Annotated in this window: 9 protein-coding genes and 6 pseudogenes; 8 read left to right on the top strand and 7 right to left on the bottom strand. The window is 64.0% G+C overall.

Features of this window, described 5'->3' with window-relative positions:
• Positions 1-76: 76 nt before the first annotated feature.
• The 5 genes and pseudogenes from PX554_RS18635 to istB form a co-directional block, all read left to right on the top strand.
• Positions 77-436 (top strand): annotated as a pseudogene (locus tag PX554_RS18635) (hypothetical protein); the annotation flags it as partial.
• Between the two features lie 31 nt (positions 437-467).
• Entirely contained in the window at positions 468-827 is a 360-nt protein-coding gene (locus PX554_RS18630) for a DUF3768 domain-containing protein (RefSeq protein ID WP_275503969.1), read from the top strand.
• The gene (locus tag PX554_RS18625) at positions 827-1,882 is read left to right on the top strand and encodes a deazapurine DNA modification protein DpdA family protein (protein WP_275503968.1); all 1,056 of its coding nucleotides are present in this window, start codon (positions 827-829) and stop codon (positions 1,880-1,882) included. Before PX554_RS18630 ends, PX554_RS18625 begins: the two co-directional genes overlap by 1 nt.
• Positions 1,828-2,577 (top strand): annotated as a pseudogene (locus PX554_RS18620) (DNA cytosine methyltransferase); the annotation flags it as partial. The gene PX554_RS18625 and the pseudogene PX554_RS18620, both read left to right, overlap by 55 nt.
• Before the next feature lie 225 nt (positions 2,578-2,802).
• A pseudogene (gene istB / locus PX554_RS18615) lies at positions 2,803-3,321 on the top strand (IS21-like element helper ATPase IstB); the annotation flags it as partial.
• Between the two features lie 118 nt (positions 3,322-3,439).
• On the opposite strand, the pseudogene PX554_RS18610 reads toward istB, so the two are convergent.
• Positions 3,440-3,859 (bottom strand): annotated as a pseudogene (locus PX554_RS18610) (IS21 family transposase); the annotation flags it as partial.
• Between the two features lie 181 nt (positions 3,860-4,040).
• Positions 4,041-4,547: a DDE-type integrase/transposase/recombinase gene (locus tag PX554_RS26690; protein WP_156393945.1), complete on the bottom strand. Its 507-nt coding sequence runs from the start codon at positions 4,545-4,547 to the stop codon at positions 4,041-4,043.
• Here PX554_RS26690 and PX554_RS18600 point away from each other — a divergent pair.
• Positions 4,513-4,983 (top strand): DDE-type integrase/transposase/recombinase, encoded by a 471-nt coding sequence (locus PX554_RS18600; RefSeq protein WP_275503967.1) that lies wholly within the window; start codon positions 4,513-4,515, stop codon positions 4,981-4,983. The two genes, PX554_RS26690 and PX554_RS18600, sit on opposite strands and share 35 nt — an antisense overlap.
• A gap of 103 nt (positions 4,984-5,086) precedes the next feature.
• On the opposite strand, the gene PX554_RS18595 is transcribed toward PX554_RS18600, so the two are convergent.
• The 3 genes from PX554_RS18595 to PX554_RS18585 all read right to left on the bottom strand — a co-directional run bounded on the left by PX554_RS18595 (position 5,087) and on the right by PX554_RS18585 (position 7,802).
• Positions 5,087-5,566, bottom strand: coding sequence for a flavin reductase family protein (locus PX554_RS18595; RefSeq protein ID WP_037523468.1), 480 nt, complete (start codon positions 5,564-5,566; stop codon positions 5,087-5,089).
• Complete coding sequence (locus tag PX554_RS18590) at positions 5,559-6,182, bottom strand: FAD synthetase family protein (protein WP_030540716.1); 624 nt, start codon at positions 6,180-6,182, stop codon at positions 5,559-5,561. The genes PX554_RS18595 and PX554_RS18590 overlap by 8 nt, the downstream gene beginning before the upstream one ends.
• 66 nt (positions 6,183-6,248) lie before the next feature.
• Positions 6,249-7,802 (bottom strand): 4-hydroxyphenylacetate 3-hydroxylase N-terminal domain-containing protein, encoded by a 1,554-nt coding sequence (locus tag PX554_RS18585; protein ID WP_275503966.1) that lies wholly within the window; start codon positions 7,800-7,802, stop codon positions 6,249-6,251.
• Between the two features lie 149 nt (positions 7,803-7,951).
• On the opposite strand from PX554_RS18585, the gene PX554_RS18580 reads away from it, so the two are divergent.
• Positions 7,952-8,698 (top strand): IclR family transcriptional regulator, encoded by a 747-nt coding sequence (locus PX554_RS18580; RefSeq protein WP_037523465.1) that lies wholly within the window; start codon positions 7,952-7,954, stop codon positions 8,696-8,698.
• Between the two features lie 51 nt (positions 8,699-8,749).
• Here PX554_RS18580 and PX554_RS18575 read toward each other — a convergent pair whose 3' ends face one another.
• Together PX554_RS18575 and PX554_RS18570 are read right to left on the bottom strand one after the other, a co-directional pair.
• Positions 8,750-9,661, bottom strand: coding sequence for a LysR family transcriptional regulator (locus PX554_RS18575; RefSeq protein WP_037523462.1), 912 nt, complete (start codon positions 9,659-9,661; stop codon positions 8,750-8,752).
• Positions 9,662-9,781: 120 nt separating this feature from the next.
• A pseudogene (locus tag PX554_RS18570) lies at positions 9,782-11,142 on the bottom strand (IS3 family transposase).
• Between the two features lie 272 nt (positions 11,143-11,414).
• Here PX554_RS18570 and PX554_RS18565 point away from each other — a divergent pair.
• Positions 11,415-12,002 (top strand): annotated as a pseudogene (locus tag PX554_RS18565) (Mu transposase domain-containing protein); the annotation flags it as partial.
• Positions 12,003-12,036: the final 34 nt, after the last annotated feature.

The raw sequence follows: 12,036 nt of genomic DNA, 5'->3' as shown, positions 1-12,036 counted from the left end.
GTCTCTTTCTGGCCAAAGATGGGGCAGGATCAGGAGACCGTCAAAGCCTTAATGAAGCGTCTCAATGACGGCATAATGGATCTGTATCGCGAACAGTCCGCAAGAGATCCGCGAACTCCCGGCGTGGTGCCTTCGCCTGATCGTTCTGGTCGAAGCGCGGGCAGCACCGCGCCTTCACACCGTTGAGGGCCTCTGGCGGCGCGGTACGCGCGCGCGCCCTGGGTCGATGACACAGTTCATCCGACAGGAGCGCCTGCTGCCGGCCGATGAGATCGACCGCATCATGCGCGACGCGCCGACCGAACTGATCCGGTTCCAGGACGTCGCCGGCGCCATCCCGATCGGCGAGCGGCCGACGCTCGCCAGCTGGCTGGATCGCTTCCACGCTGCCTTCCCCGATCGAGGCCGCAGCGCGCCGGACGCGCTGGCCGCCTGACCATCAACATCCAAGGCGAAAGGACATCGCCATGATCGACACCCGCACGGAAACCCGCAGCGAAACCATCGGCCGCCTGAACGACCGATGCCGGCAGGGCCTCGACCGAACCGCACGCGTCACCGTGACGCGAGCCTGCCTCGCGTCGCTCTCGACCGACAGCCTCGCCTCCCAGGCTGTCGCGCAAGCCCGCCTCCTGCAGGAGCTGCGCCGGCACAAGTTCGCTGAGGGCGACGTGCTGCGCGAGCGCGGCGAGTTCACGATCGACGACACGCGCGTCTATTTCACGATCGACTATTACGACCAGTCTCTCGAATGGGGCTCGGAAGACCCGGCCGACGCCAGCATTACCCGCCGGGTGCTCACCATGATGTTGCGGGAAGACTTGTGATGGGCACGGTCGCCAACCGCTGCGCGACCATCGCGCCGTCGGGCATCGAGATCATCGTCGGACTGCCGCATCTCGCGAGAGGGGCGCTCCTCGCCCGAGCCATCGCATTGCAAGCCCCGGTCCTGATATCGGCCAACTGCCTGTCCAGGTGGCGCAAGGCCGATGGCTGGCGCGACTGGACGGGCTGGCGGACAGGCACGCTCGCGAGCGCGGCCGACTTGGCCAGCATCGATCTCGATTCGGCCGGTTACACCATGACGGTCGCGTACAACGGCATGCCCTGGTCGATCGACGACTACATGGCGCTGGCCGCCTCTTACCCCTTCAGGCGCGTGGCCAGCGCCGACTACTGCTGCGAAGTCCAGGTCGCCCATGATCGAGAGGAGGTCCGGGACCGGATCTCCAGGACGATCGCCACCAACCGGGAATGCCACGCCCGAGCCCTCGACCTTGGCATCCGAGAGCGATTCATGCCGGTCCTGCAGGGCCGCACCCCGGATGACTACCTGCGGTGCCTCGACAAGCTCGACGGTCTGGTCCTCCCCGGCACCGTGGTCGGCATCGGCAGCATGTGCCGCCGTCCGATCCAAGGACCGGAGGGCCTGATCGCGGTTGTCGAGCGGCTCAGCCGCGACTTCCCCATCGGCGCCAGAATGCACGCCTTCGGCGTGAAGGGCGACGCCCTCCCGTACCTCGCCCCCTTCGCGCACTGGGTCGCCTCCATCGATTCCCAAGCTTACGGGATCGCAGCACGCCACGACGCCCATCGGCGTGGCGTCCGAAAGACAGACTTCCTCGTCGCCGACCATCTGGAACGCTCGTATCGCCAGCAATGCGCCCGCACGGCATCTCCCTCGCGGCTCCTGCCCGAGGCCGATGAGGCGGTTCCGCCATCGCCGGGCCCGGTCGATCCATGGGAAGATGCGATCACGCTCGCCCGCCAGCAGATCCGCGACCTGATCGAGAGCGGCGACCTCGACCACGACGAAATCACCGCCGGATGGGTCGAGGCATGGGCGGCCGATCTCTTCAACGAGCGCCGCGAAGCGGCCTGAGAGGGAAGGGGGATCGAGGAGGTGAGCGGCGCGGGCGACCTGCGCCCAGACAACCATCCGGAGGCCCCATGCTTCAGTCTACCATCACCCGAATTTACCGCCACGGGCACCTCTTTGCGGGCATCGGTGCCGGCGCGAAGGGCTTCAACCAGGCCCGCCCGCGCGTGGGCAACATGGTCGCGCGCTGGGAGTGCGCCGGAGGAATCGACGTCGATCCCGGCGCCATCCGCAACTTCGAGCGGCTCACCGGCGTGCCCGGCACGGTCATGGACCTCTTCAGCCGCGACCAGTATCGCGCCTTCCACGGACGCGAACCCGACTGGGACTGGCGCGAGGCCGTCCCCGCAGACATCCGCGCCGCCCTAGGCGCGCTCACCTGCATGCTGCTCAGCCCGCCCTGCAAGGGCTTCAGCGGTCTCCTGTCACAGGCCAAGAGCCTGACGGACAAGTACCAGGCGCTGAACGCACTAACGCTTCGCGGCATCTGGCTCACCCTCGAGGCCTACAAGGACGATCCGATCCGGATCATTCTCATCGAGAACGTCCCCCGGATCCAGACCCGAGGCCGCTGGCTTCTCGACCAGATCATCGCGCTGCTGCGTGCCTATGGCTACTCGGTCAACGAGGATCGCCATGATTGCGGCGAGCTCGGCCACCTTGCGCAGAGCCGCAAGCGCTTCATCCTCATCGCGCGCCACGCCGAACGCGTGCCTCCCTTCATCTACCAGCCGCGTAAATACCCGCTGCGGGGCGTGGGCGAGGTCATCGGCCAGATGCCGCTGCCCGGAGATCCGCTTGCAGGGCCGATGCACCGGGTGCCGTCGCTCCAGTGGCAGACCTGGGTGAGGCTCGCGTTTGTCGAGGCCGGATCGGACTGGCGATCGCTCAACAAGCTCGCGGTCGAGAACGGCGTGCTGCGCGATTACCGAAGCCCCCGCGGTCTCGAGCGCCGGTTGTTCGAAACGCTGTTGAGCGGCGAGTGGATCGACGCGCACGACAATCTGGCGATCTGCGGCCCGACCGGTATCGGCAAAAGCTGGCTCGCCTGCGCCATCGGCCACAAGGCCTGCCGCGACAACCGCTCGGTCCTCTACGTGCGCTTCACGCGTCTGCTAGACGAGCTTGCCCTGGCACGCGGCGACGGGCGCATTGCCAGCAGGCTCAAGAGCCTCGCCAGCGTCGAACTGCTCATCCTGGACGATTGGGGTCTTCAGCCCCTGGATGCACAGGCCAGGCACGACCTGCTCGAGATCCTGGAAGATCGGTACGGCCGCAAGTCGACCATCGTCACCAGCCAGCTTCCGACCGCGTCGTGGCATCACGCCATCGGCGATTCCACCTATGCCGACGCTATCCTCGACCGCCTTCTTCACAACGCTCACCGCGTCGAACTCGAAGGCGACAGCCTGCGGCGCACCAAAGCGTCCATCGGCGATTGACCCTGCCTCACGAAAATGACACCCAACCCATGTCGACCGAGTGACCGCAACTGATCGCGATCAAATCGGAACGCTGCGCGCCATCAAATCGGAATGGCTGCGCGCGATCATCGGAATCCGCAATCATGGCCAGCGCTTCGCCGAAATCGACCTGAGCATGTCCCGGCGGATGGGAAAGCGGCACGAACATCTCGCGCTGGCGCTCCCTGGCGGCATGCACATAATCCTTCACGATCGTGATGCCGCCGGCAAAGCCGTGCTCGTCGCGCAGCCGCTCGAAGATCCGCTTCGACGTATGACGCTGCTTCTTCGGCCGCTCGCTGTCTTCCTCCAGGATCCGGTCGATGATGGCGATGAACGGATCGAGCTTCGGCCGCACGACAGGCTTGCTGCGCCGATACCCCGGCGGCACGGAAAACTGCAGCATCTTGTTGACCGACCGACGGTCGATGCCGAAAAGCCGTGCGGCCTCCCGCCGGCTCAATCCGTCGATGAAAACGGCACGCCGCACCCGCGCATAAAGCTCCACACTCTTCATCCCCGCCCTCGGCCAAAGGCGCGAAGGCTACCACTGGCGGAGTTTTGCTCCGGCCAACGGCCAGACTATCCGGCCGCTTCAGTGGTGGATTTTTGCACCGGCGCTCTCAGGGATGGCAAAGCCGGTGCGCTTGCCAGCGCCGCGAGCGCTTCCAAAGCTATGTCCTCTCGCTCTCGGAAAGTCAGGCTTCTGCTTTTGAGTAGTGCCGCTGAGGGCGACAAATGTGTGGGAGGCATGCCACCTGACCTCCGAAATCACCGGTTCCCAACAGGGGCAGAGACGCTGGCTTCCAAAGCGGCATCCTCGCTGACAAGCCTGCCGCTATTTCTCGCCAGAACCGGCATAGGTTCTCACGCTGCCACACCGGTGGTCGCCCTGGCGAGGATAGTTTCTGCCGCGTTGACTGCTCCGATTTCCGGCGGCCCGTCACAATAAACACCTCCATGTTGGGGTGTTGCGGCAACCGGTTGAATCTGCCTTGGCATCGGCGGTCCGTGTGGTGAATGCAGCCGGGTGGAGCCTTCCTGTTTTCGATCGCCGAACGCAACGCTGCCAATGCCAGGGGCGTATCCAGGCGTTTTGACAGGCCGTAGCCGATGACCTTCCGGCTGCAAGCGTCGAGAATGACCGCGAGATAGCAGAAGCCAACCGTAATGCGGATGTACGTGAAGTCGGCCACCCAGACCATGTCAGGCTGGCACGTCGTTGACGCTAACGGCCGCGCGTTCGATGCTCTGTTTCAGAGCCGGAGAAGCACACGCGCAGCCCTGCGGCTGATGCGCAAGTTCCTCAAAGGTCAGGGCATATCTCCACGGGTCATGGTCACCGACAAATTGCGATCCTACGCATCAGCCAGGGCGGAACTGATGCAGGGCGTCGAGCATGGATCTCACAAAGGCATCACCAACCGGGCAAAGAATTCACATCTCCCCGTGCGACGACGGGAGTGGCGTATGATGCGGTTTAAGTCGGCCCGGCAATGCCAGCGTTTCGTCTCAGTTCATGGCCAGATCGCCAATCTCGTCCTTCTTCACCGCGGACATCTGGCCGCTGCCGATCACCGAAAACTTCGCTCCCAGGCTATTGCAACGTGGCAACACATCGCCCCGTCAATCAGTGCGTGAAAAACGGTCTGCGGAGAGAAGTGCGTCCGGTCCCAGGTTAAGGCGGCGCCTCCCATGCACGACCCCCATCGACCTCCGAACGCTTGCCTTTGTGACATCGTGTCTATATCGCCGCGGCCAGCCGCGCAAATTTGCCGCCGCAGAAGAGCAGCGGGCCGGTTTCGGCCCGGCGTTCGAGATGGGTGACGCGTCCGATAAAGAGCGTATGGTCGCCGGCATCGACCTCCTGTTCCACCTCGGTAAGAAACACCGCCGCCGCGCCCGGCACCACTGGAAGATCGTGGCGGTCTTCGAGGATGGTGGACAGGGCCTCGTTGTGACGCCCCGCGAAATGCCAGGCGACATGCTCCATGTCGTCACCAAGGATGCTGACCGCGTAGCGGCCCGAGGCGCGGATCCGCTCCCGCATCTTGCTCTTGTGGTCGAGCGAGATGGAGATCAGCGGCGGGTCGAGCGAGACCGACATGAAGGCATTGGCGGTCATGCCATGGTCGCCGTCATCCGTGCGGGTGGTGATCACCGTGACGCCGGTGGCAAAGCTGCCGCAGGCGTTGCGCAGATCACGTGCGTCAAATCTAAGCATTGTCGTCCTCCCTATGGCGGATGTCGTTGGTTAAAAGGGCGGCCCCGATAGCATGCAAGGGCAGCGGGGCGGCCAGCAGGGGCACGGCTTCGGCAGCGCGCCCGGAGGCCTGGAGCCCACGGATCCGGCTGGACGAGATCGTTTCTCCTGCCGTGCAGCAGGTGACCGGGGCCTCGACGACGCTGAAATGCCGCGCCAGAAGCGCCACATCGCCTGCCTGCCGCGCGCCAAAGCGGAAATCGGCGCCGACATGGATCTGCACAGGCCCGATCCGACCCAGATCGGCCAGGAAATCGTCGGCGCTACGGCGGGCGTAGCAGTCATTGAACTGGGCGACGACGATAAAGTCGGGGCCGAGCGCCGCGATCCGCGCGAGCTTTTCCGCCAGCGGCAAAAGCTGCGCCGCGCGACCGAAATGCACCTTGGGTGGCGGATCGAAGGTCCAGACCACGGCGGGCCGACCCTGCTCCCGCGCCGAGTCCACGGCAGCCCGGATCAGCGCCTGATGCCCGCGATGTACCCCGTCGAAGGCCCCGAGGGCCGCAACGCTGGCAGGCAGCATGACTTGCCGGTCGGTGACGACCTGGGCCGGAACCCCGGAGAAATCCAGACCCATCCGCTCCTCCTCTTGCAAGGGGCGGCCGGGATGATCGGCCGCCCTCACGGACTTGAACCCGTGGCCTCAGCCCTGGAAACCCGCCTTCAGGCGGTTCACGTCCCAGGGGTTGATGAGGTCGGGCGCGGTCCAGCCGGTCAGGTCGTATTCGGCCATGTAGTTGTGCACCATCTGTTGAAGGGTGGCCATCTCGCCGGTCGCCTGCGCGGTCAGCATGGTCTCGATGCGGATGTTCTCGTAGTTGCCGGCATAGTTTGCCTCGTAAAGCTCATGCCGCCCGCCGAATTCCGAGCCCATCGCATCCCAGAGGAGCTTCAGGAGCTTGACGCGGTCCACTGCTGCCATGCCGTTCGAGCCGCGCACGAACCGGTCGAGATAGGGCCGCACCGCATCCGAAGCGAAGTCGAGCGACGAGGACGGCAGGTAGATCAGCCCCGAGGCGACATGGCGCTCGATCAGTTCCTTGATCCGGCTGTAGGCCATCGGTGCGAAGATGCGATAGGCAAGGCCGTAGTTCATGTTGGGCAGAACGTAGCCATCGGTTCCCTGCCACGGGACCGGGCTCTTCACCATCGCGTCCGACAGGCCCCAGAACAGGTTGCGCCAGCCCAGCACCTCGCCCACGGCGGTCTGCGGGCCGCGGAAGGCGCCCGAGCCGGTCGCCTCCAGCGCCATGGAAAAGAGGGCGGAGATGAAATCGAGTTTCACCGCCAGCCGCGTGGTACCGTGCAGCGTGAAACGCGGCACGAAGCCCGAGGCGGGGAAGAAGGCGTTGATCTTCTCGATGTCGCCATAGATGAAGATGTTCTCCCAGGGCACCAGCACCTTGTCGAACACGAGGATCGCGTCGTTCTCATCCATCCGGCTGGAGAGCGGATAGTCGAAGGGCGTGCCCATGACCGCCGCGTTCAGCTCGTAGGAAGCGCGGCTGATCAGCTTGACGCCGGCGCTGTCCATCGGAGCCGTGAAGGTCAGGGCAAACTTCTTCTCCTTGATCGGGATTCCGTAGTGGGCGATGAAATTGTAGTGCGTCAGGGCCGAGCCGGTGGCAACCACCTTGGCACCCGAGACGATCAGGCCGGCATCGGTTTCCTTCTCCACCTGCATGTAGACGTCGCCGGTCTCCTCGACGGGCAGGTGGCGGTCGATCGGCGGGTTAACGATGGCGTGGTTCCAGTAGTCCAGCCGCTCCTGCGTGCGGTCATACCAGGTCTTCGCATTGCCGGCATATTCGCCGTAGAAGCTCGCATTGGCCCCCAGCGTGCCCAGGAAGGCGGCCTTGTAGTCGGGCGAGCGGCCCATCCAGCCATTCGCCACCCGCTGGGTGGCGGCGATGGCATCGCGGCCAGCCACAAGTTCCTCGGCGGTCTTGGTTCCCTTGAAGAAGGGATGCGTCCACCCGCCCGAGCCTGTGTCGGTCGGTCGGCCGATTGTATCCTTCTCCGCATTCAGCCGGTCGTACCAGCGCGCGACCATACGGGCCGAGTTGCGAAAAGCCGGATGGCTGGTGACGTCCTTTACCCGCTCGCCGTGGATGTAGATCTCGCGCCCATCGCGGATGCTGTCCAGAAATTCGGCACCGGTATACGGTGCCTGGGTGGCGGTGGTTTGATCTTTCATGTCTTCCTCCCCTGCGGCAGATTGCCTGACGCTCCTCGACGTGAAGACTGACATCGACGCGTGCGCACCGAAAGGTATCGCGTAATACCTGTCATTTTTCCGGCATTGCCGGAAAACACAGCGGGATCGGCAGGACGAGGGAGCACTCGATGAAGACAATCCGCAAGATCGGCGAAGTACTGCGCTGCTTTTCCGCCACGCAGTCGGAACACAGCGTCACGGCCCTGTCGCGGGCCATCGGCAATTCCATTAGCGGCACCCACGATCTGGTGGATGGGCTGGCGGGGATCGGCCTTCTGCGCAAGGTCGAGCGGGGGCGCTATCGGCTCGGCCCGCTGGTGGCGACGCTCTACCACGCGCTGGAGGACAGTTTCGATCTGGTCGAGGTGGCGCGGCCGGTGATGGCCCAGCTTTCCGCCGATCATGGCGAGACGCTGCACCTCACGATGCACGATCACGACCGTCTGCTGCTGGTCGACGCCATCGACGGCACCCGGCCCCTGCGGGTGTCGTCCGGGGTGATCGGCCCGCATCTGCCGCTGCACAAGGCGCCGCCCGGCAGACTGCATCTGGCTGCCTTCAGCCCCATGCGGCTTGACGACTGGCTGGACGAGCATGCCCGCCCCGGTGGTCCCATCGACGCCCCGGAACGTTTGCGCGACGAACTGGCCGCACTGGCGGCCGAGGGGTTCGACAGCGGCCCAATTGGCGATGATGACGATCTCGTCTGCCTCGCGGCACAGATTCGGGACCACGTCGGACGCGCGGTCGCGGTGCTGTCGATGACGGTTCCGGCCAGCCGCCATGCGCGCCAGCCGCGCGCTTTCCGTACTATCACCGTCGATGCGGCGCAGCGGATCTCTGACCGCCTGGGCCATCGACGCAGGGATCCCTGATCATCCGCGAATCCGCAGACGGGGAATAGCGGGTTCAGGCGCTGTGCCGCGCTATTCGGCCCGAGTGACTGCGGCTTGCGCCGTCCTGGTGAATTTTCGGGTGATCTCCATGAAGTTCAGCACCTGCGGGGCGCGGTTGTCCAACCGGGAATGGACCGTCAAAGCGGTTCCAGGGTTGTGGCCGACATAGGGGCGATAGATGACCCCAGGTCGCGTCGTCCGGCTGACGGATTCGGGCACGACCGACAGCCCCACGCCGACCGAGACCAGCGAGATTGCGCTTTGAAAATCCTGCGTCAGCTCGAGGCCGCCGGGCTTCACCCCCTCTCGCTCGCAAATATCGAGCACGACATCGGCATAGCTCGGGCGCGGGCGGCGAGGATAGAGCACGAAGGTCTGGCCGCTCAGGTCGGCGAAGGTGATGTTGTCTTCCGCGACCAGCGGAGAGCTGTCGGGCAGCGCCAGGATCAGCTTCTCGCGACACAGAAGCTGCTGGCGGAACTCCTCGTCCTTGAGTTCGGGGCGGGCAACGGCGATGTCGATCTCCCGCGTGATCAGGGCCCGGTGCAGCTCGGCATTGTTCAGCGCGGACAGCGCCAGTTCCACCTCCGGATAGACCGACCGGAACGACTTGATCAGCATGGGCAGAAGCCCGTGCGACGCGGAACCGACGAAGGCGATCCGCAACCGACCCGCGCCGCCTGCGCCAACCAGCCGCGTCTCGCGCTGCGCCGTATCCATCCGGTCGAGGATCTGCCGCGCGTGATCCTGCAACACGACTCCTGCCTGCGTCAGGCGGATCTGGCTACGGCTGCGGTCGAATAGCTGCACGCCCAGAGACTCTTCCAGCGAGGCGATCTGGCGCGACAGTGGCGGTTGCGCCATGTCCAGCCGCGTCGCGGCGCGCCCGAAGTGAAGTTCTTCTGCCACAGCAAGGAAATACCTGAGCTGGCGGAATTCCATTGTCTCCTCCCTAGAGCGGAACCCGAGATGGAAAAACCTTTCAGGTTGTCCGTCGTCAGAACATTTGGCACAACTCGCGGCGTAAATTAGCGGAGTGCGGGCCTCGTCCTGGGGTTGATATTAAGCGGCGATCTTGCGGTGGAGCAAGCGGCGATGTTCGATGGTCTTCCGTTTGATCCTTTCGCGCTGTTTGATGATGGCATCGGCCCTGCCGAAGTAGGCGTCGGCGGGCGTCACGTTGTTCAGGCTCTCGTGGTAACGTCGGTGGTTATAATGCTCGACGAAGGCTTCGATCTGGGCCTCAAGGTCACCGGGCAGGAAGTAATTTTCGAGCAGGATGCGATTCTTGAGGGTCTGATGCCAGCGCTCGATCTTGCCCTGGGTCTGGGGATGCATCGGAGCTCCGCGCACATGGCTCATTTTCCGGGCCTCGATATATTCCGCCAGTTCACCCGCGATGTAGCTCGGGCCATTATCCGACAGCAGCCGAGGCTTGTGCAGCACCGTTGCGCTGTCGCAACCCGAGGCCTCGAGCGCGAGGTCCAGCGTGTCGGTGACATCCTCGGCTCGCATGTTGGTGCACAGCTTCCAGGCGATGATGTAGCGCGAGAAGTCGTCGAGCACGGTCGACAGATAGACCCAGCCCCAGCCAATGATCTTGAAGTAGGTGAAGTCGGTCTGCCACATTTCGTTCGGCCGCGTCGTCTTGGTGTGGAACGCATCGGCTGCCCTGATCACGACGAAGGCCGGGCTGGTAATCAGATCATGGGCCTTGAGCAGGCGATAAACCGTGGCCTCCGACACGAAGTAGCGCTTCTCGTCGGTGAAGCGCACCGCCAGTTCGCGGGGCGACAGATCGGTTGTATCCAGCGCCATGTCGATGATCTGCTGCTGGATATCGTCGCCGATGCGGTTCCACACCCGGCGCGGGGCCGATGGCCGATCCTCCAACGCCTCCGGGCCGCCTTCGAGATAGCGGTCGTACCAGCGATAGAAGGTCCGGCGCGGGATGCCCAACTGCTCCAGCGTGCGCCAGGCCGGGAGGTGCGACTGTTCGACGATCCGGATGATCTCCAGCTTCTCGGATGCAGGGTATCTCATTCGTCGTCGCCCCTATCCGCGATCATGCTTTTTTTAAGCAGGCGGTTCTCGAGGGTCAGGTCGGCCACGCATTCCTTCAGCGCACGGGCTTCCCGGCGCAGATCCTGGACCTCGCCGGTGGTTGCGGCACGGGCGGTATCGCCGGCGAGCCGGCGCTTGCCCGCTTCCATGAACTCCTTCGACCAGGTGTAGTACAGGCTCTGGGCGATCCCTTCCTTGCGGCACAGTTCAGCAATGCTGTCATCGCCGCGCAGGCCTTCAAGCACGATCCGGATTTTATCCTCGGCAGAGAAGTGCCGGCGTGTCGCCCGCCGGATGTCCTTCACCACCTGCTCCGCAGGAGCCTTCACCGATTTTTTCAAGGAGGATTTGGGCTTCATCTTCGTTCCTTCGTCACTACGACGAAGCCCAAATCCTCCTTAATTCACAACCTCAAATCTGTGCCATTGGCGCTGACGCCGGACAGATCATGTCTTGTTTCCTGAGAGGCATAGCTTGACGGACGCATGTCCGGTGAAGGTCGGATCACTTATATAGCTGTTTTAGAGGCATGGCCCGGATATGGAAGGTGCCGGCCTATTTCTCCTGTTCAAGCTGCTCACGATGTTCCGGTGCGGCAATGGCCAGCATTAGTTTTCGCCGTTCGTGAAGGCTGCGTGGTCATGGCGAGACGATCGGAGAGCGCCTCGAACGCGATTGCACCCACTTCCAACCTCTGCCGGTCGTCGCCTACGATGCCTGCGACAAGCGCACCGCACGGGTCAGTTCGCTGTCGCTGGTGCGCTATCGTGGCAACGACTATTCGGTCCCGAGTGCCTATGGCCATCGCGAGGTGCTGGTGCGCGGCTACGTCCATGAGGTGGTAATTGCCTGCGGTGCGGAGATAGTCGCACGGCATCTCCGTTCCTGGGAGAAGGAGGACTTTGTCTTCGACCCGCTGCATTATCTGGCGCTGATCGAGCAGAAGACCAACGCGCTGGACCAGGCTGCCCCGCTGGTCGGCTGGGAACTGCCGGAGGCCTTCGCAACGCTGCGCCGCCTTCTGGAGGCGCGGATCGGCAGACAAGGCAAGCGCGAGTTCGTTCAGGTCCTGCGCCTGCTGGAGACCTTCACGCTCGATGACGTCCATCATGGAATACGCAGCGCGCTCGATCGCGGCACGATCGGATTCGACGCCGTGAAGCATCTCGTGCTTTGCCGGATCGAACGACGTCCCCCGCGCCTCGACATGACGGTCTATCAGCCATCGCTTTGTGCTTCCGAACAACGATCGC

The organism is Sphingomonas pollutisoli, assembly GCF_029167165.1.
GTDB classification, from domain to species: domain Bacteria; phylum Pseudomonadota; class Alphaproteobacteria; order Sphingomonadales; family Sphingomonadaceae; genus Sphingomonas; species Sphingomonas pollutisoli.
The sequence above is the reverse complement of the archived record's forward strand: the minus strand, read 5'-3'. Positions and strand labels throughout refer to the sequence as shown.